The organism is Aurantimonas sp. NFXS3 (assembly GCF_049132005.1).
GTDB lineage: Bacteria > Pseudomonadota > Alphaproteobacteria > Rhizobiales > Rhizobiaceae > Aurantimonas > Aurantimonas coralicida.
The window spans coordinates 620,771-641,546 of sequence record NZ_JAGDDZ010000002.1 but is presented as its reverse complement, the minus strand read 5'-3'; the positions used below and the strand labels follow the sequence as shown (position 1 = coordinate 641,546).

Annotated in this window: 22 protein-coding genes; 14 read left to right on the top strand and 8 right to left on the bottom strand. The window is 68.7% G+C overall.

The window, feature by feature from the left end; translation table 11 throughout:
- Positions 1–97 precede the first annotated feature (97 nt).
- The gene (locus J3367_RS08195) at positions 98–532 is read left to right on the top strand and encodes a hypothetical protein (RefSeq protein ID WP_155898402.1); all 435 of its coding nucleotides are present in this window, start codon (positions 98–100) and stop codon (positions 530–532) included.
- A gap of 21 nt (positions 533–553) precedes the next feature.
- On the opposite strand, the gene J3367_RS08190 is transcribed toward J3367_RS08195, so the two are convergent.
- From J3367_RS08190 to J3367_RS08180, 3 genes are all read right to left on the bottom strand, one after another.
- A complete protein-coding gene (locus tag J3367_RS08190) occupies positions 554–1,414 on the bottom strand; it encodes a polysaccharide deacetylase family protein (RefSeq protein WP_024349606.1) in 861 nt (286 codons plus the stop codon).
- Between the two features lie 94 nt (positions 1,415–1,508).
- Complete coding sequence (fdhD, locus tag J3367_RS08185; protein WP_035694634.1) at positions 1,509–2,369, bottom strand: formate dehydrogenase accessory sulfurtransferase FdhD; 861 nt, start codon at positions 2,367–2,369, stop codon at positions 1,509–1,511.
- Between the two features lie 106 nt (positions 2,370–2,475).
- Positions 2,476–3,360 (bottom strand): LysR family transcriptional regulator, encoded by an 885-nt coding sequence (locus J3367_RS08180; RefSeq protein WP_024349604.1) that lies wholly within the window; start codon positions 3,358–3,360, stop codon positions 2,476–2,478.
- A 108-nt stretch (positions 3,361–3,468) separates the two neighbouring features.
- Here J3367_RS08180 and queF point away from each other — a divergent pair, with 108 nt between their 5' ends.
- The 4 genes from queF to J3367_RS08160 all read left to right on the top strand — a co-directional run bounded on the left by queF (position 3,469) and on the right by J3367_RS08160 (position 6,321).
- Complete coding sequence (queF, locus tag J3367_RS08175) at positions 3,469–3,930, top strand: preQ(1) synthase (RefSeq protein ID WP_024349603.1); 462 nt, start codon at positions 3,469–3,471, stop codon at positions 3,928–3,930.
- A 165-nt stretch (positions 3,931–4,095) separates the two neighbouring features.
- The gene (ribB, locus tag J3367_RS08170; RefSeq protein ID WP_024349602.1) at positions 4,096–5,223 is read left to right on the top strand and encodes a 3,4-dihydroxy-2-butanone-4-phosphate synthase; all 1,128 of its coding nucleotides are present in this window, start codon (positions 4,096–4,098) and stop codon (positions 5,221–5,223) included.
- A 300-nt stretch (positions 5,224–5,523) separates the two neighbouring features.
- Positions 5,524–5,829: a hypothetical protein gene (locus J3367_RS08165; protein ID WP_024349601.1), complete on the top strand. Its 306-nt coding sequence runs from the start codon at positions 5,524–5,526 to the stop codon at positions 5,827–5,829.
- Between the two features lie 72 nt (positions 5,830–5,901).
- The gene (locus J3367_RS08160) at positions 5,902–6,321 is read left to right on the top strand and encodes a hypothetical protein (RefSeq protein ID WP_024349600.1); all 420 of its coding nucleotides are present in this window, start codon (positions 5,902–5,904) and stop codon (positions 6,319–6,321) included.
- Here J3367_RS08160 and J3367_RS08155 read toward each other — a convergent pair.
- Positions 6,302–6,916 carry a hypothetical protein gene (locus J3367_RS08155; protein ID WP_024349599.1) on the bottom strand — a complete coding sequence of 205 codons (615 nt, stop codon included), beginning with the start codon at positions 6,914–6,916 and terminating at the stop codon, positions 6,302–6,304. The genes J3367_RS08160 and J3367_RS08155 overlap by 20 nt on opposite strands.
- Before the next feature lie 117 nt (positions 6,917–7,033).
- The gene (pcaQ, locus tag J3367_RS08150; RefSeq protein ID WP_024349598.1) at positions 7,034–7,957 is read right to left on the bottom strand and encodes a pca operon transcription factor PcaQ; all 924 of its coding nucleotides are present in this window, start codon (positions 7,955–7,957) and stop codon (positions 7,034–7,036) included.
- A gap of 98 nt (positions 7,958–8,055) precedes the next feature.
- Here pcaQ and pcaC point away from each other — a divergent pair, with 98 nt between their 5' ends.
- Genes pcaC through pobA form a run of 6 tightly spaced genes read left to right on the top strand, consistent with a single transcriptional unit; the run spans position 8,056 to position 12,643 of the window.
- The gene (gene pcaC, locus J3367_RS08145; protein WP_024349597.1) at positions 8,056–8,463 is read left to right on the top strand and encodes a 4-carboxymuconolactone decarboxylase; all 408 of its coding nucleotides are present in this window, start codon (positions 8,056–8,058) and stop codon (positions 8,461–8,463) included.
- A complete protein-coding gene (pcaH, locus tag J3367_RS08140) occupies positions 8,460–9,182 on the top strand; it encodes a protocatechuate 3,4-dioxygenase subunit beta (RefSeq protein ID WP_009210950.1) in 723 nt (240 codons plus the stop codon). The genes pcaC and pcaH overlap by 4 nt, the downstream gene beginning before the upstream one ends.
- A complete protein-coding gene (pcaG, locus tag J3367_RS08135) occupies positions 9,182–9,808 on the top strand; it encodes a protocatechuate 3,4-dioxygenase subunit alpha (RefSeq protein WP_024349596.1) in 627 nt (208 codons plus the stop codon). The genes pcaH and pcaG overlap by 1 nt, the downstream gene beginning before the upstream one ends.
- A gap of 17 nt (positions 9,809–9,825) precedes the next feature.
- Entirely contained in the window at positions 9,826–10,683 is an 858-nt protein-coding gene (locus J3367_RS08130; RefSeq protein ID WP_024349595.1) for a CoA transferase subunit A, read from the top strand.
- Positions 10,683–11,465, top strand: coding sequence for a CoA-transferase subunit beta (locus tag J3367_RS08125; protein ID WP_024349594.1), 783 nt, complete (start codon positions 10,683–10,685; stop codon positions 11,463–11,465). Before J3367_RS08130 ends, J3367_RS08125 begins: the two co-directional genes overlap by 1 nt.
- Positions 11,462–12,643 carry a 4-hydroxybenzoate 3-monooxygenase gene (pobA, locus tag J3367_RS08120; RefSeq protein ID WP_024349593.1) on the top strand — a complete coding sequence of 394 codons (1,182 nt, stop codon included), beginning with the start codon at positions 11,462–11,464 and terminating at the stop codon, positions 12,641–12,643. Before J3367_RS08125 ends, pobA begins: the two co-directional genes overlap by 4 nt.
- Positions 12,644–12,658: 15 nt before the next feature.
- Here pobA and J3367_RS08115 read toward each other — a convergent pair whose 3' ends face one another.
- Positions 12,659–13,546 carry a rhodanese-related sulfurtransferase gene (locus tag J3367_RS08115; RefSeq protein WP_024349592.1) on the bottom strand — a complete coding sequence of 296 codons (888 nt, stop codon included), beginning with the start codon at positions 13,544–13,546 and terminating at the stop codon, positions 12,659–12,661.
- A gap of 175 nt (positions 13,547–13,721) precedes the next feature.
- Between J3367_RS08115 and J3367_RS08110 the strand changes: the two genes are divergently transcribed.
- The 3 genes from J3367_RS08110 to J3367_RS08100 all read left to right on the top strand — a co-directional run bounded on the left by J3367_RS08110 (position 13,722) and on the right by J3367_RS08100 (position 17,437).
- Positions 13,722–15,104 carry a hypothetical protein gene (locus J3367_RS08110; RefSeq protein ID WP_029702813.1) on the top strand — a complete coding sequence of 461 codons (1,383 nt, stop codon included), beginning with the start codon at positions 13,722–13,724 and terminating at the stop codon, positions 15,102–15,104.
- A 190-nt stretch (positions 15,105–15,294) separates the two neighbouring features.
- Positions 15,295–16,827, top strand: coding sequence for a YifB family Mg chelatase-like AAA ATPase (locus J3367_RS08105; protein WP_024349590.1), 1,533 nt, complete (start codon positions 15,295–15,297; stop codon positions 16,825–16,827).
- Between the two features lie 7 nt (positions 16,828–16,834).
- Entirely contained in the window at positions 16,835–17,437 is a 603-nt protein-coding gene (locus J3367_RS08100) for a class I SAM-dependent methyltransferase (RefSeq protein WP_024349589.1), read from the top strand.
- A 313-nt stretch (positions 17,438–17,750) separates the two neighbouring features.
- Here the strand turns inward: J3367_RS08100 and pheT are convergent, their stop codons facing one another.
- On the bottom strand, positions 17,751–20,165 hold the full coding sequence (gene pheT, locus J3367_RS08095; RefSeq protein ID WP_024349588.1) for a phenylalanine--tRNA ligase subunit beta: 2,415 nt from the start codon (positions 20,163–20,165) through the stop codon (positions 17,751–17,753).
- 120 nt (positions 20,166–20,285) lie between these two features.
- Positions 20,286–20,699 carry a hypothetical protein gene (locus tag J3367_RS08090; RefSeq protein WP_024349587.1) on the bottom strand — a complete coding sequence of 138 codons (414 nt, stop codon included), beginning with the start codon at positions 20,697–20,699 and terminating at the stop codon, positions 20,286–20,288.
- Positions 20,700–20,776: the final 77 nt, after the last annotated feature.

Below are 20,776 nucleotides of genomic sequence, written 5' to 3'. Positions count from 1 at the left end.
CGGACAGTCCGGGCGGCCGTCGAATCCCCTCCCCTCGCCCCCTCTAGCGGGCTAGGATGATCCTGCCCGCACAGGAGCGGCACGACGGGGGAACAGCGTGACGGCGCAGGCATCGATGGCGATCGCGATGGAATGGTCGGATGCGTGGATCGCGATCGCGGTGCGCCAGCCGGTCATCACCGCCGCGGGACTGGCGCTGGCGCTGCTGTCGCTGATCCTGACGCGCAGCGTCGTCATCTTCCTGGCGGCGGTGTTTCTCGCCCTGACCGCCGTCCTCGCCACCGCGCCGGTGGACGATCCGCTGCAGCGCAAGGTCCTGGCCTATGGGTGCCTGGCCGTGATCCTCGCGGTCTCGCTGGTCGCCATGGCCCTGCGCGTGCGGCTGCGCGACACGCGGGACCGGCTGCGCCAGTCGCAGGCCCGCGAGGCCGAACTCCAGGAGCTCTATGATGGCGAGGTGCGGTGGCGCCAGGCCGCCGGCGGCCGGCGCGAGACGCTGCCTCCGGGGCCGAGCGAGACATTCGGGGCCTGAGCCCCGGCGCCTCGCCTTCCGTCAGAAGCTCGCGTCGGACAGGAGCATCGGTCCCGACGGACGGCCCGCCGGCACCAGCCGCACCACCTTGAAGCCGCGCTCCTGCAGCGCCTGCAGGAAGTCCGGCAGCATCGCCGCCGTGCGCGACTGGATGTCGTGGAACAGCACGATGCCGCGGCCGTGCTTTTCCAGCGACAGAAGGGTGCGGTCGCGCACGATCGACGGCGCGTCGCGGAAATAGTCCTTGGAGTCGATGTCGACGTCGATCGCCACGACGCCCTCGCCCGACAGGCGCTCGCGCAGCGGCCGCGTATCGGCCAGATAGGGAAAGCGGAAGAACGGCGCCGGGCGCCGGCCGATCGGCGCGAGCGCCGCCGAGACGCTGCGCTGGCCGCGATGGATCTCGGCGATGGCCGCGTCGGCGCTGAGGGTGCGCAGATTGGCGTGGCCCTCGGTGTGGGTGCCGATCGTGTGGCCGTGCAGCGCCACGTCCTGGGCGATCTTCGGATAGGCGCGGGCCATCTGGCCGACCATCAGGAAGGTCGCGCCGACGCCGTATTCGTCGAGAGCGCGCAGGATCTTGTGGGTCTTCCCCGGAATTGGGCCGTCATCGAAGGTGAGGACCACCTCCTTGGGTTGCAGCACGATGTCGGAGATGTGGCTGACTTCCAGCGTGCGACCGTTCAGCGGCGAGGACGAGACCGGCGCGAAGGACTGGAACAGCGGGAAGGCGCCGTCTGAAGCATCGGGCGCGAAACCGAGCGCGGCGACCGAAGTCGTGGCGGTCGGGCCCTTCATCGCAAGGCTTCTCGCCTCGTTGTGGCCGCAGCCGGCAATGAGGGCGAGCGCCAGAATGGCGGCCCCGGCACGAAACAGTTTCATGACAGCGATCCGGAGAGTTTCGACGCTCCGGTTGTATCGCGCCATGGTTAACGCCCGGTTGCGCGCCTTGCCCGTTTCGATCCGCCGGCCGGGATCAGGCGCTCCGGGGCCGGGCCTCGCCACCTGCGCGATGCTTACCCAATGCCGCGTCGGCGCCCGCGATGCGCGCCGGATGGGTGAATATCTCGAAACCCTCGCCGCGCACCACCGCCACCAGCGTGATGCCGGTGGCCTGCGCCTCCGCGATGGCAAGCTCCGTGGGAGCCGAGATCGCCGCGATCAGACCGCAGCCCATTACCGCCGCCTTCTGGATCAGCTCCACCGAGACCCGGCTGGTGATGGTCAGGAAGCCGGCGGCGGGCTCTATGCCGGCCCCGGCCAGATGACCGGCCACCTTGTCCAGCGCATTGTGCCGGCCGACATCCTCGCGCAGCACCACCATGTCACCACCCGGCTGGTGAAACGCCGCCGCGTGGACGGCCCGCGTCAGCCGCGTCAGCTCCTGCTGCCGCGCCATCGCCGCCACCGCCTCGGTCAGTTCGGCGGGCGCGACGGAGAATCCTGCCGCTTCGACTGTCGGCAGGTCGCGGCCGGCGAGCTCCAGCGATTCCACGCCGCAGAGACCGCAGCCCACCGGCCCGGTCATCTGGCGTCGGCGGGCGGTGTAGGTCGCGGCGCGGGCCTCGCTCAGCCATAGCCGGCAGTCGATGCCGAGGTCGCTGTCGACGATCTCCATCCGTTCGATCTCGTCGGGACGGGTGACGATGCGCTCGTTCAGGGCCAGGCCGATGCCGAGGTCCCGGATATGGGAGGGCGTCGCCATCATCACCGCATGGGTCGAGCCGTTGACCGAGATCGCGACGGCGGTCTCCGCCGGCACCTGGCGCGTCACCGATGCGAAGGCGCCATCCCGAAAGACGATGCTCTGCGTGCCCGTCGACGGGTTGCGGGTCATGCCAGATCCTTCTTGCGGCAGGCGGCGCGGATCGTCGTCCACGCCGGTCCCTGGCCAAGTGGAGCAGACCGGCGTCGCCGCAAGCGCCCTCGTCGCAACGACGTCTTCAAGCCTCGTCCGGCAGCGCGCTTTCCTCCCAGAAGGCGGTCAGGATCGGCGGACGCGGATCGCGCCGGGCCGTGACCAGCCCGATGCGGTAGCTGACGTCGCCATCGGTGATGGGGATCGCCACCATCGGCTCTGCCAGCCCCAGCGTATCGGCAAAGGGACAGGGCATGATCGTCGCCAGGTCCGCGGCCCGCACCTGCGCCAAGAGCGCGATCATCGAGTTCGATTCCATCACCGCCCGGAACGCCCGCCCCTCGGCCCCAAGATGCCGGTTGAGGATCTGCCGGTTCTGCATGTCGCCCGACAGGAGGCAGAGCGGGATCGAGGCCGCCTCCTCCCAGGTCACGCTCGCCTTGTCGGCCAGGCGGCTGCCGCGGGTCGTCACCAGGCAGTAGCGCTCGGCATAGAGCGGCCGTGTATCCAGCCGGCGCAGGCGCTCGTCGTCGAGATAGGTCAGGGCGACGTCGATCTCGAAATTCTCGACGCCCTGCACGATCTCGGTCGAGGTGTGGGACATGACCTCGAAGGACACATCGGCGTGCCGCGCCAGGAAGGGCGTCGTCAGCCGCGCCACCACCGGCAGCGCCGTCGGCACCGCGCCGATCCGCAGATGGCCGGAAAGGCCGGACCGGACGGTGCGGATCTCTTCGCGCATGGTGCGCAAATCGTCGGTGATCCGCCGCGCCCAGACGAGGACGCGTTCGCCCTCCTCGGTCATGCCCTGGAACCGCGAGCCGCGATTGACCAGCGTCACCTCGAGCCGCTCCTCCAGCTGGCGGAGGCCCGCCGACAGGGTCGGCTGGGTGATGCCCAGCCGTTCGGCGGCGCGGCCGAAATGCTTCTCGCCGGCCAGCATGATGAGATATTCGAGCTTGTCGATCATCGCGGCACCCTATCAATCGCCGGACCACGCTCCTACATGCATCGGCTTCGCGCCGCCGCTGTCCCCAGGAAGCGGCGCAGTCCTTCCGACGGCTTTACGGACGCTTCCATGGTTTCTCCCGACGATCTCTCCCAACTCGGCCGCGACGCTCGTCCCGCCGCCTCGCCCGAAGAGGCGGTGCTGGAAACGGTGCCCTACACGCGCGGCGACGGCGCCCCGGCCATCGTGCGCTTCACCTGCCCGGAATTCACCTCGCTCTGCCCGGTGACCGGCCAGCCCGACTTCGCCCATCTCGTCATCGACTACGCGCCGGACGAGCGGCTGGTGGAATCGAAGTCGCTGAAGCTGTTCCTGACGAGCTTCCGCAATCACGGCGCCTTCCACGAGGATTGCACGGTCTCGGTCGGCCGGCGCATCGTCGCCGCGACCAAGCCCCTGTGGCTGCGCATCGGCGGATACTGGTATCCGCGCGGCGGCATCCCGATCGACGTGTTCTGGCAGACCGGCCCCGCCCCCGAGGGCGCCTGGGTCCCGGAGACCGGCGTACCGCCCTATCGCGGTCGCGGCTGACCACTGCGTTCGGAGCGGCCGCATTGATCGCCGGGCGCCCCGCGCCTAAAGCATCGAGGAAGCAAGCGCGACGGCGCGGCGACGGCCCTTGCGGCTCGGCCGGCCGGGGTCGCGGAGACGAGGCGGCATGCCGGGGCGCATGACCTGCAATCGGAGCGGACGGACATGACGGACCAGGACACGCAGCTCGACAGCATCGAATCGGCCATCGCGGCCATCGCCGAGGGCGAGCTCGTCGTCGTCGTCGACGACACCGACCGCGAGAACGAGGGCGACCTGATCATGGCCGCGTCGAAGGCGACGCCGGAAAAGATGGCCTTCATGATCCGCCACACCAGCGGCATCATCTGCGTGCCGATGACCGCCGACCGCGCCGACCGGCTGAACCTGCCGCCGATGGTCGCCAACAATCTCGACCCGATGCGCACCGCCTTCACCGTCTCCGTCGACTACAAGGTCGGCATGACCACCGGCATTTCCGCCGAGGAACGCACCAATACGGTGCGGGCGCTGGCCAACGACAATTGCTCGGGCAGCGACTTCCTGAAGCCGGGCCACATCTTTCCGCTGATCGCCCGCGATGGCGGCGTCCTCACCCGCTCCGGCCACACCGAGGCGGGCACCGATCTCGCCAAGCTGGCCGGCCTGGAGCCGGCCGGCGTCCTGGCCGAGATCGTCAATGACGACGGCACGGTGAAACGGCTGCCGGAGCTGCTGGTCTTTGCCCGCGAGCACGGCCTGAAGATCATCTCCATCGAGGATCTGATCTCCCACCGCATCCGGCGCGAATCCTTCGTCACCTGCGTGCGCGAGGAGCCGATGAAGGTCGGCGGCGTGGATGCCATGCTGCGCATCTACGAGACGCCCTTCGACCAGATGCAGCACGTGGTGGCGGTGTTCGGCGACGTGCGCGACGGTGAGAAGGTGCCGACCCGCATCCATCGCGAGCAGCCGGTGCTCGACCTGTTCGGCCGCACACGGGAGACCAAGACCTGGGTGGAGATCGCGGTCGACCGGCTGAAGAGCCACGGCTCCGGTGTCCTGATGCTGCTGCGCACCCCCAATGTCGACGATTTCGAGACCGGCGAGACGATTGCCGACCATGCCGACGGCGAACGCCACGGCAGTGCCCTGAAGCGCCAGCAGCGCTGGCGCGAGATCGGCGTCGGGGCACAGATCCTGCGCGATCTCGGCGTGCGCTCGATCTCGGTCGTGGCGACGCATGAGCGCGCCTATGTCGGCCTCACCGGCTTCGGCATCGAGGTCGCCGGGACCATTCTCGTCGAGGACTGAGACCGGGCGGCGTCACCCGCTGGCAGCGTGCCGCGCATGGCGGCTGCCGCTCTGTCGCAACCCGACGGCAACCACAGGGCATACCGCAGAGGAACATGCGCGGATTTCCTCTGCCTTATGAACAACATGGGTCAGATGCGCCGTCCGTCGCGCCATAACAGCACAGATTTTGTCTCAACTTGGCACAACTCGCGCGGCGAAGCAAAAACTTCCCCTAAGTCATCATAATCCTGTTGATATTCGTCAGATATGATTCAATCCTCCCCTTGCGCTACATCAAAACAACGGAGGCGTTTTTCCATGCGCAAGGTCCTGCTTAGCATTTCCGCTATCGCTGCGGTGCTCGCGTTTTCGGCGACCGTCGAAGCCAAAACATACAAGCGGCACATCGCCGAAAACAACGAGAAGGCATATTGCGTCGAGTACGTGCCTTCCACCTACATCTACAATACCCGTGGCAAGAAGGTCGTCGGCGAGAGCCGCTCCTGGGTCGGCGACTTCGTCGACGGCGCCACCATCGTCAAGCGCCGCAATCCGGCCGTGTACAAGACCACGCGGAAGCTCGTCGAGCAGGATCACTACACGCTCGTCGAAGGCGCCTGCTGACATCGCACGAAGGGGGAGCGAGCCGATGTGCCCGCTCCCCCTTCACCCTTGCCACGGAAGGAGCGGACGCCGATGACCGTCACCGCCAGCTTCACGGCAGCACTCGTCCTGGCCGCCGGCCTGACCATTCCCTTCGGGGAGAAATCTCCCCCCGCCACCGCGCCCGCTCCGCTGCCGGAATACGGGCTCGCCTTTGAATTCGTCGAAGAGGAGCGTGGCTATACGCTGAACGCCCTCGTCCAGGATCGCGCCACCCGCAAGGTGGAGAGCACCACCATCAACCGGTGCGATGCCATCGACATCGAGTCCTTTTCCGAAGGCCTGTTCGGGAGCCCCGTGCGTTGCGACGGGGTGAATTACGTTTTCGAGACCGAGGGCACGGCGATCGTCGTCGAATCCTCCGACACCAAGCCGTCGCGACGGGTCAAGATCCTGCCCCCCGGCCACGCCATCCTGAACGGCATTCCGCTGCTCATGGAGACAGCGCGCTAGAGATCGGGAAGCTCATCCCGTCAAACGCGTCCGGTCGGCGATAGCGGATTTCGCCGTCGATCGTATAGGCCTGCGGCAGCCGGTTCTCCGGCGCGCCGACGGGCGGCGCCGTGCGCGTCGGCGTCACCATCAATCCGGCATCCCAGAAGCGTTCGAGATCGTCCGCCGTCACGCCGTCCTCGTCGTCGGCAAAGGCGATGGCGAGGCCTTCCGTCCCGGTGACCGTCTGCCGCCAGGGTGTCTGGCCGGCGGCCGGCAGCGGCCAGGCGGGCGTCACGGCGGCGTCGGCCGCGCCATCTGCCGGCGCTTCCCAATCCGCGTCCGGACCGGCAGGCTCCCCGTCCGCATCCGCGTCGACGGCCGGCTCCCGGGGCACCAGGAATCCCTCATAGGACAGGGCCGCGATGACATAGGGCGGGACGTAATAGGCGGCGTTGGTCGGGGTGATCGGCCGCACGATGAGTTCCGGCCCGGTCTCGCAGGCCTCGGCGGTCGGGCCGCCGCCATTGTCGAGCGTCACATAGCAGCGCGAGGGGATGCTGGTGCATCCGCCGACGATGGCGAGCGTGAACAGGAGTGGCAGAGCTGGTCGCATCGGGTGTCCCTCGCTGCGACCTTCCACATTTATGGTTAGCGGGCCGTTAATGGCGGCTTGGGCCATCCCGAAGACCGCGTCGGACCGCCCGCGTGCGAGGCCGATCCCGCTGCCGCGTCAGCGAGCCAGCCCGTGCGCGGCCACCGTGGCGCGGATCGCGGCGATGAACAGCCGGAGCGCCGGCGACGGATCGCCCTCCCCGCGCATGGTCAGGCCGACCGGCCCCAGCGTCTCGGCCATGTCGACCGGCAGTTCGGCCAGCATGCCGTCGGCCACGTCCAGCGCCACCACGCCCGACGAAATGAACCAGACCGCATCGGTCTTGCGGACATAGGCGCGGCCGAAACTGTCGACGACGGTCTCGATGCGGTCGCGGCGGCGGGTCAGGCCGTGGGCGATGAAGTAGCGCTCGGCGATCGTCCGGATGGCGGCATCGGCATCGGGAAAGATCAGCGGATAGGCGGCGATCGACCCGGGATCGGCAGCGGTCAGCAGCGGATGGCCGGGGCGCACGACGAGACTGACCCGCTCGGAATAGAGCTGAGCGAAGCTGAAGCCGGCCATCGCATCGGGCTGTCCGAGCCGGCCGATCACCAGGTCGAGGGCGCCGGAGGCAAGCTGCGACAGGAGATAGGCGTTGGGCCCGGAAACGATGGTTAGCCCCGCCTCCGGGGCGGTCCGCGTCATCTCGATCGCCGCATCCGGCACGATGCGCGCGGCGACGCTCGGCAGCGCGCCGATGGCCAGGCGCAGCTGCGATGCGGCCAGCGTCTCGGCGACGCCCTCGATCCCCTGGCTGAGCGCCGCAAGGCTGGCCGAGGCATAGGAATGGAACATCCGCCCCACCGGCGTCAGCGTCGCCCCGCCCCGCCCGCGGCGGACGAGGCGTGCGCCCAGCATCTCCTCGAGTTCGGACAGGGTCTTGGAGACGGCGGGCTGCGATACGTTCAGCCGCACCGCCGCCTTGCCGAGACTGGCGGAGCGGGCTACCTCGATAAAGGTCTTCAGATGTCTCAGACGAACCCGTGGGTCGATTTCCATAATCTCACGGTTATGCGAACTGCGCTGGAATTCATTTTACATGAGTTTTCAGGCGGCTGATAGTGACCGGGTTGAGCTGACGGAGACCGGGAGGAACCATGCAGCAGGACCCCAGCGAGCGCTACCAGGCGGGCATGACGGTGCGCCGTGCCGTGCTCGGCGACGCCCATGTCGATCGCGCCCAGCGCCAGAGCGACGGGTTCGACGCCCCCTTCCAGAGCTTCATCACCGAGGGCGCCTGGGGCACCGTCTGGTCGCGGCCGCATTTCACCCATCGCGAACGCTCCATCGTCACCATCGCGCTGCTGGCCGCGCTCGGCCAGGACGACGAGGTCGCCATGCATGTGCGCGCCACGGCCAATACCGGCGCGACCCGCGAGGACGTCCTGGAAGCGCTGCTGCACGTCGCCGTCTATGCCGGCGTGCCGGCCGCCAACCACGCCATCAAGATCGCCAAGTCGGTCTATGCCGAGATCGACAAGGCCGCGGAGGCAGGCCCCGCATGAGCGGCGGATCCTTCTTCCAGCGCGACCGCAACTGGCACCCGGCCGCCTATACGCCCGGCTACAAGACGAGCGTGACGCGCTCGCCGCAGAAGGCGCCGATCTCGCTCGACAACACCGTCTCGGAGATGACCGGCCCGGTCTTCGGCCATGATCTGATCGGCGAGACCGACAACGACCTGCTGCGCAATTTCGCCCATGGCGGCGAGCCGATCGGCCAGCGCATCATCGTCCATGGCCGGGTGCTCGACGAGACCGGCAGGGGCGTTCCCGGCGCGCTGCTGGAATTCTGGCAGGCCAATGCCGGCGGGCGCTACCGGCACAAGAAGGAAACCTATCTGGCACCGCTCGATCCGAATTTCGGCGGCTGCGGACGCACCCTCACCGATGCCGACGGCAGCTACCGCCTGCGTACCATCAAGCCCGGCGCCTATCCCTGGCCGAACGGCGTCAATGACTGGCGGCCGGCCCATATCCATTTCTCGGTCTTCGGCCACGGCTTTGCCCAGCGGCTGATCACCCAGATGTATTTCGAGGGCGACCCGCTGATCTGGCGCTGCCCGATCGTCGCCACGATCCCCGACCGGGCCGCGGTCGAACGGCTGATCGCGCCGCTCGACATGAACAATGCCGTGCCGATGGACAGCCGCGCCTATCGCTTCGACATCGTCCTGCGCGGGCGCCGGTCGACCCTTTTCGAGAACCGGACGGAGGGCAATTGATGGTCCAGCCGCTTCCCTATCTGAAGGAATCGCCGTCGCAGACCGCCGGACCTTACGTCCATATCGGCTGCACGCCGAACTACAGCGGCATCGAGGGCGTCTATGCCGAGGATCTCGGCGCCCGCATGGTCGATGCGCAGACGCAAGGCGAGCGCATCCGCATCGTCGGCCGCGTCTTCGACGGCGTCGGCACCGCGCTGAAGGACGCCCTGGTCGAAATCTGGCAGGCCGATGCGCAAGGGCTCTATCCCGGCCCGTCCGAGACCCGCGGTACCGCCGATCCGCATTTTTCCGGCTTCGGCCGCTCGCCCGGCGACATGACCACCGGCGAGTTCGTCTTCGAGACGATCAAGCCGGGCCCGGTCCCGTTCAAGGACGGCCGCCCCCAGGCGCCGCATGTGACGGTCTGGATCGTGGCGCGCGGCATCAATCTCGGGCTTCACACCCGCATGTATTTCGGCGACGAGGAGACAGCCAACGCGGCCGATCCGGTGCTGGCGCGCATCGAGCACCGTGCGCGGGTCCAGACGCTGATCGCGCCGCGCACGCAGGAGGGCGACGTGCCGACCTACCGGTTCGACATCCACCTGCAGGGCGAGAACGAGACGATCTTCTTCGACATCTGACGGCTGCAAAGAGATCCATGGCACAGTTCAAGACACTGAAAGACGCCGTCGCCGACAATCTGCGGCCCGGCGACATCGCGGCCTTCGAGGGCTTCACCCATCTCATTCCCCATGCGGCCGCCCACGAGGTGATCCGCCAGGGGATCGGCGAGCTGACCCTCGTGCGGCTGACGCCCGACCTCGTCTACGACCAGCTCGTCGGCTGCGGCCTCGTGAAGAAGATGATCTTCTCCTATCTCGGCAATCCCGGCGTCGGCCTCCTGCGGCGCGTGCGCGACGCAGTGGAGAACGGCGTGCCGCAGCCGCTGGAACTGGAGGAACACTCCCACGCCGCCCTCGCCAATGCCTATGAGGCGGGCGCCGCCGGCCTGCCGATGGCGGTGTTCCGCGGCTACAAGGGCGCCGGGCTGAAGGCGGTCAATGCGAACATCCGCTCGGTCACCTGCCCCTTCACCGGCGAGGAACTGGCTGCCGTTCCGGCGATCCGGCCGGACGTCACCTTCATCCATGCCCAGAAGGCCGACCGGAAGGGCAATGTCCTGATCGAGGGCATTCTCGGCGTCCAGAAGGAGGCGGTGCTGGCGGCCAGGCGCGCCGTCATCACCGTGGAGGAGATCGTCGACGATTTCGACGACGCCCATCCGAACCTGACCATCCTGCCGCACTGGACGATCAGCGCGATTGCCCATGTGCCCGGCGGCGCCCATCCGTCCTATGCGCGGGGCTATTACGGCCGGGACAATGCGGCCTATGTCGAATGGGACGAGATCGCCGCCGACATGGACCGGTTCAGGGCCTGGATCGACACCCATGTCATGCAGGCCGGGCCGGAGGATTTCGCCGGCCGCGTCGAGACGCTGAAGGGGAAGATGTGATGGCGAACGCGGACTTCACGCCCGACGAGATGATGACCATCGCCGCCGCGCGGGCGCTGTCGAACGACGACGTCTGCTTCGTCGGCATCGGCGCGCCCTCGGCCGCCTGCAACGTCGCCCGGCTCACCCATGCGCCGGACATTACGCTGATCTACGAGAGCGGCACCATCGCCACGGCGCCGAGCGTCCTGCCCCTGTCCATCGGCGACGGCGAACTCTGCGAGACCGCGCTCACCACCGTCTCGGTGCCGGAGATGTTCCGCTACTGGCTGCAGGGCGGCCGCATCTCCATCGGCTTCCTCGGCGCGGCGCAGCTCGATCCCTTCGGCAACATCAACACCACGGTGATCGGCGACTACGCCCATCCGAAGACCCGCTTGCCCGGCGGCGGCGGCGCGCCGGAGATCGCCTCGTCCTGCGGCGAGGTGTTCATCACCATGAAGCAGACCAAGCGCGGCATGGTGAAGGCGATCGACTTCTTCACCTCCTTCGGTCACGGCAAGGGCGGCTCGGACCGCCAGGATCTCGGCATCACCACCAAGGGACCGACGCTGCTGGTCACCGACATGGCGGTCTGGCGGCCGAACCCGCAGACCAAGGAATTCGAGGTCAATTCCATCCATCCGGGTGCCTCGCGCGAGGCGATCGCGGCAAGCTGCGACTGGGACGTGGTCTATGCGGCCGATGTCGGCGAGACGCTGCCGCCGACCGAACTGGAGCTCTCCACCCTGCGAGCCATCAAGGCTCGCACCGCGGCCGCACATCGGCGGAACGCCGCGTGACGACGACCCGCACCCGCGTCGCCATCATTGGCGGTGGCCCCGCCGGCCTGCTGCTCGCACTCATCCTGCACCGCGCCGGGATCGAAAGCGTCGTCCTGGAGCGCAAGAGCCGCGACTACGTCCTTTCGCGCATCCGCGCCGGCGTCCTCGAACAGGGCACCACCGATCTCCTGCGCACCGTCGGCCTCGGCGCGCGGATGGACCGCGAGGGCCTCGTCCATGACGGCTTCGACATCGCCTGGCGCGGCGAGATGCTGCATGTCGACCTGCGCGAACTGACCGGCGGCAAGACCGTCACGGTCTATGGCCAGACCGAGGTGACCCACGATCTCTACGACGCCCTCGACGCGGCCGGCGTGCCAGTCATCCACGAGGTCGAGGACGTCGCGCCGCAGGACATCACTGGCAGCGCGCCCTTCGTCACCTACCGCACGCGCGACGGCGAACAGCGGCTGGAATGCGACTTCATCGCCGGCTGCGACGGCTTCCACGGCGTCTGCCGGCAGGCGATCCCAGCATCCAGCATCGAGACCTTCGAGCGGGTCTATCCCTTCGCCTGGCTCGGTGTCCTGTCCCGCACGCCGCCGATCCAGGAGGAGCTGATCTACGCCAATCACAGCCGCGGCTTCGCGCTGTGCTCGCTGCGCAATCCGCAGCTCTCGCGCTACTACATCCAGTGCGACGCCGACGACGACGTCGCCAACTGGCCGGACGAACGCTTCTTCGACGAACTGCAGGCGCGGCTGCCTTCCGCGGTCGCCGGCAATCTGGTGCGCGGGCCGTCGATCGAGAAGTCGCTGGCGCCGCTCCGCTCCTTCGTTGCCGAGCCGATGCGCTACGGCCGGATGTTCCTTGCCGGCGACGCCGCCCATATCGTGCCGCCGACCGGCGCGAAGGGGCTCAACCTGGCGGTCTCCGACATCCACTATTTGTCGCGCGCCCTGATCGCCAATTATCTCGACAAGGACGACGGCCTTCTCGAAGCCTATTCGGAGACCGCGCTGGCGCGGGTGTGGAAGGCCGAGCGCTTCTCCTGGTGGTTCACCTCCATGATCCACCGCTTCGAGGAGCACGGCGCCTTTTCGCAGCGGATCCAGGAGGCGGAATTCGACTATCTGGCCGATTCCGAGGCAGCGCAGAGATCGCTCGCCGAGAATTATGTGGGGCTGCCCTTCTGACGGACGGCGGGCCGCTCAGTCGCGTCCCGCCTCCCGCATGATCTGGCGCTGGCGCTCGCGCAGCGACGCGGCCTTCTCCTCGGTCAGCCTGTCGATGCAATGGGCGCAGGAGACCCCCTCCTCGAAGGCCGGGTCAGCGCGCTCTTCCGGCGACAGCGGCTGGCCGCAGCCATAACAGGCGGTCCAGTCCGTCCGGGCCAGCCCGTGGCCGACGGCGACGCGGCCGTCGAAGACGTAGCAGTCGCCCTCCCAGCGGCTGTCTTCCTGCGGCACGTCCTCGAGATATTGCAGGATGCCGCCCTTGAGGTGGAAGACGCTCTCGAACCCCTTGGACAGCATGTAGGCCGAGGCCTTCTCGCAGCGGATGCCGCCGGTGCAGAACATCGCCACCTTGCGGTGTTCGGCCGGATCGAGCGCGGTCTCCACATAGGCCTTGAAGTCAGTGAAGCTGTCGATCGCCGGATCCACCGCCCCGGCAAAGCCGCCGACCTTGGTCTCGTAGCGGTTGCGGGTGTCGAGGACGAGCACCTCCGGATCGTCGATCAGGGCGTTCCAGTCGGAAGGGGCGACATAGGTGCCGACGCGCCGGGAGGGATCGGCCTCGGGCGCCCGCATGGTGATGATCTCGGGCCGGATGCGCACCTTGGTGCGGGCGAAAGGCCAGTCCTCGGCCGCCGAGAATTTCAACTCGCCGCGACCGATGCCGCAGCGCCGGTCGAGATGCGCGACCATCGTCGCCACGCCGTCCCGCGGGCCCGCCAGCGTGCCGTTGATCCCCTCCGGGGCAATGAGGATCGTGCCGCGCGTGCCGGTGTCGGCGCACAAGGCGGCAAGCTCGGCCTTCAGCGCGGGAAGGTCGTCGAGCGTGACAAAACGATAGAAGGTGGCGACGGTCAGGGGCATGGCGCGTCATACCGCCGGTCTGCCCGCCTGACAAACCCCCGCGCCCTGCGCCGCTCACCGATCCCCAGGCGACGATCCGGTGCAAATCTCGCCGGCGAGACGTGACGCGCCGCCCGGGAATGCTAAGACAGAGAGAGTTTCCCGCCGCCTTGTCCCTCCGCGGAGTTCGCAAGCGTTGATCGACCGTCTCATCGGTGTCGTTCTGATCGTCACGGGCGTCGCCATCCTTCTGCGCGAATGGGTGGGCAGCGCGGGCGCCGGGCTGGTCGCGGCCGGTGGCATCCTCGTCTTCCTGGTCCTCGCCACGCCGCGGGCGCCCTGGTCGCGCCAAGCCTTCGTGGCGCTCGGCCTCGGCCTCGTCGCCATCGCCCTCTTCACCCGTGCCGACTGGCTCGCCATCACGGTGAAGGGGCTCGAACAGGGCGGCTTCATCGCGGCCTTCTTCATCGCGCTCGCCTCGCTACGCGGCCCCGCCGCCGCCTCGCCGGCCATCGAGCGATGCGGGCAGTATCTCGCCAGCCAGCCGCCCGGCAAACGCTATCTGGCGCTGACCACCGGCGGCCATCTCTTCGCGCTGATCCTCAGCTACGGCGCGATCTCGCTTTTAGGCGGGCTGACCGAAAGCATCGCCAGCCGCGAGCCCAACGCCGAAATCCGCGAGATCCGCAACCGGCGCATGCTGCTGGCGATCCAGCGCGGCTTCGTCGCCTCGCTCACCTGGTCGCCGCTGGCCTTCGCCATGGCGATCTCCACCTCGGTCATTCCCGGCTCGTCATGGAGCGGGGCCGCCGTCTTCGCGATCTTCAACGCGGCTCTCGTCACCTTCATCGGCTGGGCGCTGGACACCTACTTCAAGCCGAAGCTGACCCAGCCGGCACCGGCACGGCGCGACCCGATCGGCGGCTGGCGCGACCTGAAGCCGCTTCTGGCGCTGCTCGTCCTGCTCTTTTCGGGCGTTGCGGTGCTGGAGCTCCTGACCGGGCTGCGGGTGATTGCCGTGGTGATGCTGCTGGTGCCGACCATCGCCATCGGCTGGATCGTCATCCAGTCCCGCGGCGAGACCGGAACGGCGGCGCGCACCGCCACGCGGCTGAAGCGGCTCGCCCTCATCGACATCCCCTCCTTCCAGTCCGAGCTGATCCTTCTGGTCATGGCCGGCTTTATCGGCGCCACCGGCGGCGAGTTGCTGCAGCCGCTGATCGCCGATCAGGCCCTGGCGCTGGACGCCATCCCGGTCTCGGTGATCCTCGTCGCCATCGTCTGGATCATCCCGCTGCTCGGCCAGCTCGGCATGAACCCGATCCTGTCGGTGTCGCTGCTGGCGCCCCTGCTGCCGTCGGCGGCCGCCATGGGCGTGTCGCCGAATGTCGTGGTCGTCGCGCTGACCGCCGGCTGGGCGCTCACCGGCGCCTCCTCGCCCTTCACGGCGACGACGCTGCTGATCGGCCGCCTCGGCCATACCAGCGCCTTCCGCGTCGGGGTGGTCTGGAACGGCGGCTTCATGGTGGCCGGCCTGCTGGCCCTGTCGGCTACAATCTTCCTGATAGCCCAGCTTTGAGCCGCGCGCGGCGTGCGACATCTGCTTGACGCGTTAACGACGGCTTAACCATCGAGTCGTCGCTGGACCGCGACTCACTCTGGCGCCGATTTGTTTCTGTCCTGTTCTTGTTTCATTCCGATTTCCATGCTTACCTAACGTCGCTTTCCGGCAAATGGGTGAGCCGGAGTTCATCACGAGGGGTGGTGGCATGGTATCGCGGGTCAAGACGGTGGCGTTTCAGGGCATCGAGGCGATTCCCGTCGACGTGCAGGTGATGGTGGCGCCGGGCAAGGTCGGCATCCAGATCGTCGGCCTGCCGGACAAGGCGGTGGCCGAAAGCCGCGAGCGCGTCCAGGCCGCCCTGCATGCCTCCGGCCTGTCGATGCCGCCGAAGAAGGTGACCGTCAATCTCGCCCCCGCCGACCTGCCCAAGGAGGGCAGCCATTACGACCTGCCGATCGCCCTCGGCCTGATGGCGGCACTCGGCGCGATCCCGTCCGATGCGCTGGCCGGCTATGTCGTCTTGGGCGAACTTTCCCTCGACGGCATGACCACCGCGGTCGCCGGGGCACTGCCGGCGGCAATGGGCGCCAACGCCATCGGCCTCGGCCTGATCTGCCCGGCCGAGAGCGGGGCGGAGGCGGCCTGGGCGAGCCAGGACATGGACATCGTCGCCGCCCGCAGCCTGATCCAGATCGCCAACCATTTCCGCGGCACGCAGATCATCGCCCGGCCGGAGCCGGCCATCCGGGCCGCGCCGTCCGACCTGCCGGACCTTGCCGAGATCAAGGGCCAGATCGTCGCCAAGCGGGCGCTGGAGATCAGCGCAGCGGGCGGCCACAACCTCTTGATGGTCGGCCCGCCCGGCTCGGGCAAGTCGATGCTGGCGCAGCGCCTGCCATCGATCCTGCCGGCGCTGACACCGCGTGAATTGCTCGAAGTCTCGATGATCGCCTCGATCGCCGGGGAATTGTCCGGCGGCAAGCTGTCGGATCGCCGGCCGTTCCGGGCGCCGCATCATTCGGCCTCGATGGCGGCGATGGTCGGCGGGGGCCTGCGGGCGCGACCCGGCGAGGTCTCGCTCGCCCATCGCGGCATCCTGTTCCTCGACGAGTTCCCCGAATTCTCGCCGGTCGTGCTGGATTCCCTGCGCCAGCCGCTGGAGGCCGGCGAAAGCGTCATCGCCCGGGCCAATCACCGGGTCACCTACCCGGCCAAGATGCAGCTCGTCGCCGCGATGAATCCCTGCCGGTGCGGCATGGCCGGCGAGCCCGGCCGCAGCTGTGCCCGCGGCCCGCGCTGCGCCGCCGACTACCAGGCCCGCATCTCCGGCCCGCTGATGGACCGGATCGACATCCGCGTCGATGTGCCGGCGGTCACGGCCGCCGATCTGATCAGGCCGCAGCCGGCGGAATCCTCAGCCGACGTCATGGCGCGCGTCGCTGCCGCCCACGCCCTGCAGACGGAGCGTTACGAGAGCCTCGGCCTGCCCGGCTCGACCCGCAATTCCCATTGTCCGGCCGCCCTGATCGAAAGCGTCGCCGAGCCCGACCGGGAGGGCCGGACACTGCTGCAGGAGGCGGCCGAGCAGATGCGCTTCTCCGCCCGCGCCTATCACCGCATCCTCAAGGTCGCGCGTACCCTCGCCGATCTCGACGGCGACGACATGGTCCGGCGCATCCATCTGGCCGAAGCGATCTCCTACCGCATGGCCGGCGAGCGGCTGGCCGCCGCGGCGTGACGGCAAGATGAGCGCGGAGCTTCACCCCGCCGTTGCGGGCTACGACCTCATCGCCGACCGCTTCGAGGCCGCGCGCCGGCTGAAGCCCTGGGAGCCGCCCTTCTACGTGCAACTGGCGGCGGCGCTGCCGTCCGGGGCGCGGCTCCTGGATTGCGGCTGCGGCACCGGTCACGCGGGGCTGGCGCATCTCGTGGAGGCCGGGATCTCGATCACCGCGCTGGACGGCTCGGCCGCCATGCTGGCGCATTTCCAGCGGGCCTACCCGCAGGTGCGGACCATCCTGTGCGACATGCGGGCCTATCTCCCGGCCGTGTCCTTCGATGCAATCATCGCCTGGGACAGCTTCTTCCATCTGGACCATGGCGACCAGACGGCGATGCTGGGCCGCTTCGCCGCCTGGCTGCGCCCCGGCGGCTGGCTGCTGTTCACCAGCGGGCCGTCCCATTCGAGCGTTCGCGATACGATGTTCGACGTGCCCTTCGCCTACGCCAGCTACAGCGACACCGGCTACCGGGTGCTCCTGGCAGAGGCCGGCTTCACCGTGCGCATGGCCGTCTTCGACGAGCCGCAGGGTGCCATCCACAAGGTCTGGATGGCACAGAAGAATTGACGCAGTCCGAGGTTTGTTCGCGCAGGGCCATTGGCACCCGCGAGGCGGCCGCAACACCACAGCCGCGGCCACAAAGCCGCCACGCCATCAGGCGGCCCCACTTACCCGCCCGCACAGTGGCGGACGGCACGCGCTTCTGTTCCGGGACGATGTGCCCCCCTCGACAGGCTACCCGCTCCATCAACGCGCGTCATCCTCGGGTTCAACCCGAGGACCCATGCCTCAGCGCCGATGCGGCCCGCTCCGCAGCAGAACCACACGCCACCATTAGGCAGCAACGCGCGCCGAGTACGCCCGCCGGATGCCCGGGCCGTTACGCCCGCAGCGTGCCGCCGGTGGCCTTCTCGACCTGGGCGACGATCTTGGCGGACACCGCCTCCAGATCCTCTTCGGTCAGGGTCCGCTCGACCGGATTGAGGGTGACTTCCAGCGCCACCGACTTGCGGTTCTCGCCGAGCGCCGCGCCGGTGAAGACGTCGAAGACGCGAACCTCCCCGACCAGCTTGCGGTCGGCGCCCTCGGCGGCGCGCACCAGCTTCAGCGCGTCCACGTCGCTATCGACGACGAAGGCGAAGTCGCGGCGCACCGGCTGGAAGGCCGACAGGGCCAGCACCGGCTTGGTGCGGGTCGCCTTGCGCTTGGGCGTCGGGATCGCATCGAGGAACACCTCGAAGCCGCAATGCGGTCCCGATGCGTCCAGGGTTTTCAGCGTCTTGGGGTGGAATTCACCGAACTCCGCCAACACCACCTTGGGCCCCAGCTTGATCCGGCCGGAGCGGCCCGGATGGTACCAGTCGCTCGCCGGCGCCTCGATCATCAGCCGGTCGACCGGCGCGCCGGCCGCCTCCAGCGCCGCGAGGGCGTCGGCCTTGGCGTCGTACACCGAGACGGCGGAGGCATTGCCGTTCCACGACCGGCCGCCGCCGGACATGATGGCGGTGCCGCGGCGCAGGCCGCCGGCGACGCGCAACTGGCCGTCCGGCTCGTCCGAGCGGTAGATCGCCGCCACCTCGAACAGCGCCGTATCGCCATGGCCGCGGGCGGCGTTGCGCGCCGCCGCCGCGATCAGGCCCGGCAGCAGCGAGGGCCGCATGTCCGACATGTCGGCCGAAATCGGGTTTTCCAGCTTCAGCGCGGCCGCGCCGCCGCCGAAGGCCGCCGCATGGCTCTCGGCGATGAAGCTGTAGCTCACCGTCTCCACCATGCCGCGGGCGGCCAGCGCCCGGCGCGCGGCGCGATCGCGGATTTGCGGCACGGTGAGGATACGTCCGCCGACGGCGCCCGCCGAAGGCAGCGGCTGTGGCGCGATGGTGTCGACGCCGACGAGGCGCATGACTTCCTCGACGAGATCGGCCTTGCCGTCGATATCCGGCCGCCAGCTCGGGCTGACGACGCTGGCGGTCTCGCCGTCCGGCGACACGGCAAAGCCGAGGCTCTCCAGAATGGCGACCTGCCGGTCGCGCTCCACCTGGATGCCGGTCAGGCGCTCGGTCTCGGTGAAGGGCAGGACGATGGGCGCCGGAGCCGGCGTGGTGCTCTCCACAACCACGCGGCGCGACGGCGTGCCGCCGCACAGATCGAGGACGAGATGCGTCGCCAGATCGAGGCCCGGCTCCATGAAGTCGGGATCGACGCCGCGCTCGAAGCGGTAGCGGGCATCGGTGATGATACCGAGGCTGCGGCCGGTGCGGGCGATGGCGCGCGGGTCCCACAACGCCGATTCGATCAGGACGTCGGTCGTCGCCGCATCGCAGCCCGAATGCTCGCCGCCCATGATACCGGCGATGGATTCGACGCCGTTGTCGTCGGCGATGACGCACATGCCGGCCGACAGGGTGTAGGTCCGTTCGTCGAGGGCCAGCACCTCCTCGCCGTCGCGGGCATCGCGCACGACGAGGCCGCCGGCGACCTTGGCGGCATCGAAGACGTGCAGCGGCCGGCCGCGGTCGAAGGTGACGTAATTGGTGATGTCGACGAGCGCGTTGATCGGGCGCAGGCCGATCGCCTTCAGCCGCTTCTGCATCCATTCCGGCGAGGCGCCATTGGCGACGCCCGACACCTTGCGCAGGGCAAAGCCGGTGCAGGTCGCGCTCTCCACCGACAGGGCGACGGGGCAGTCGCCCTCGCCCTCGATGCGCTCGGGCGCGGCGGTCTTCAGCCTGCCCATGCCCGAGGCGGCGAGATCGCGGGCGATGCCGGCCACACCGGTGGCGTCGGGCCGGTTCGGCGTCAGGTTGATCTCGATGACCGGGTCGGCGAGGTCCGCGTAATCGGCAAAGCGCGTGCCCACCGGCGCGTCCGCGGCGAGATCGATGATGCCGTCATGGCTGTCGGAGAGTTCCAGCTCGCGCTCCGAGCACATCATGCCGTGGGATTCGACACCCCGGATGCGGCCGATCGACAGGGTCGTGTCGATGCCCGGCACATAGGTGCCCGGCATCGCCAGAACGCCGACCATCCCGGCCCGCGCGTTGGGGGCGCCGCAGACCACCTGCAGCGGCTTGCCGTCATTGACCTCGGGGCCGGCGTCGACGCTCAGCACCTGCAGCTTGTCGGCGTCCGGGTGGCGCTCGGCGCTCAGCACCCGCGCGATGCGGAAGGGCGCGAAGACGGCGCGGTCGTCCACCGCCTCGACCTCGAGGCCGATCATGGTCAGGCGTTCGCAGATCTCGGCCAGCGAGGCGTCGGTGTCGAGATGGTCCTTGAGCCAGGAAAGCGTGAATTTCATCGGTTCGGTTCAGTCTCGTTGCGGACGGGCCGATCGGCCGTGGGAAATGCGCCGGATGGCTGCGGGGCCGCGGCGCGCGTGTCTTCGCCGGGGCGCCCGCGGGCGCTCCGGCCACGGGGCTCAGAAATCGTCGCGCCGCTTCGGCCCGGCGATGTCGTCGGCGACGCCCTGCGCCAGCGCCGTGGCATGGACGAAGCGATAGGTCAGCAGGGCGACGATGGCAAAGACGACGTAGAGGACGAGCAGCGTGCCCCAGGGCAGCAGCGAATCGAAGCCGAAGCGGTCGAGGATCGCCGGCAGGCCGACGCCGGTGAAGAACGAGGCCAGCGCCGCCGGGGTCTGGGACATGGAGCGGTAGTAGAAGGCGAAAAGGCCGACCGTCACCAGCGCCACGACGATGCGGCCGGGCGAGGCCAGCAGCGCGAAGAAGCTGGTGTCGGCAAACAGCCAGCTGGCGAAATCGAGCGCCAGAAGGCCGATGACCGCGCCGGCCACGACGGCAATCACTTCGAGGACGGTCATGCGTGCCGACATGGCGAAGGCTCCTGCTTGCGGGTGGACAGTCAACTCGGAACGACGCGCCGCAGGTCCGAAAAGGACACGGCGGCGGT

Bases quoted from the DNA above. Each gene is read 5' to 3' on its own strand.
- J3367_RS08190 (WP_024349606.1), bottom strand. From the start codon at position 1,414: ATGAAACTGTTTCGTGCCGGGGCCGCCATTCTGGCGCTCGCCCTCATT.
- fdhD (WP_035694634.1), bottom strand. From the start codon at position 2,369: ATGACCCGCAACCCGTCGACGGGCACGCAGAGCATCGTCTTTCGGGAT.
- J3367_RS08180 (WP_024349604.1), bottom strand. From the start codon at position 3,360: ATGATCGACAAGCTCGAATATCTCATCATGCTGGCCGGCGAGAAGCAT.
- queF (WP_024349603.1), top strand. From the start codon at position 3,469: ATGGTTTCTCCCGACGATCTCTCCCAACTCGGCCGCGACGCTCGTCCC.
- ribB (WP_024349602.1), top strand. From the start codon at position 4,096: ATGACGGACCAGGACACGCAGCTCGACAGCATCGAATCGGCCATCGCG.
- J3367_RS08165 (WP_024349601.1), top strand. From the start codon at position 5,524: ATGCGCAAGGTCCTGCTTAGCATTTCCGCTATCGCTGCGGTGCTCGCG.
- J3367_RS08160 (WP_024349600.1), top strand. From the start codon at position 5,902: ATGACCGTCACCGCCAGCTTCACGGCAGCACTCGTCCTGGCCGCCGGC.
- J3367_RS08155 (WP_024349599.1), bottom strand. From the start codon at position 6,916: ATGCGACCAGCTCTGCCACTCCTGTTCACGCTCGCCATCGTCGGCGGA.
- pcaQ (WP_024349598.1), bottom strand. From the start codon at position 7,957: ATGGAAATCGACCCACGGGTTCGTCTGAGACATCTGAAGACCTTTATC.
- pcaC (WP_024349597.1), top strand. From the start codon at position 8,056: ATGCAGCAGGACCCCAGCGAGCGCTACCAGGCGGGCATGACGGTGCGC.
- pcaH (WP_009210950.1), top strand. From the start codon at position 8,460: ATGAGCGGCGGATCCTTCTTCCAGCGCGACCGCAACTGGCACCCGGCC.
- pcaG (WP_024349596.1), top strand. From the start codon at position 9,182: ATGGTCCAGCCGCTTCCCTATCTGAAGGAATCGCCGTCGCAGACCGCC.
- J3367_RS08130 (WP_024349595.1), top strand. From the start codon at position 9,826: ATGGCACAGTTCAAGACACTGAAAGACGCCGTCGCCGACAATCTGCGG.
- J3367_RS08125 (WP_024349594.1), top strand. From the start codon at position 10,683: ATGGCGAACGCGGACTTCACGCCCGACGAGATGATGACCATCGCCGCC.
- J3367_RS08115 (WP_024349592.1), bottom strand. From the start codon at position 13,546: ATGCCCCTGACCGTCGCCACCTTCTATCGTTTTGTCACGCTCGACGAC.
- J3367_RS08105 (WP_024349590.1), top strand. From the start codon at position 15,295: ATGGTATCGCGGGTCAAGACGGTGGCGTTTCAGGGCATCGAGGCGATT.
- J3367_RS08100 (WP_024349589.1), top strand. From the start codon at position 16,835: ATGAGCGCGGAGCTTCACCCCGCCGTTGCGGGCTACGACCTCATCGCC.
- pheT (WP_024349588.1), bottom strand. From the start codon at position 20,165: ATGAAATTCACGCTTTCCTGGCTCAAGGACCATCTCGACACCGACGCC.
- J3367_RS08090 (WP_024349587.1), bottom strand. From the start codon at position 20,699: ATGTCGGCACGCATGACCGTCCTCGAAGTGATTGCCGTCGTGGCCGGC.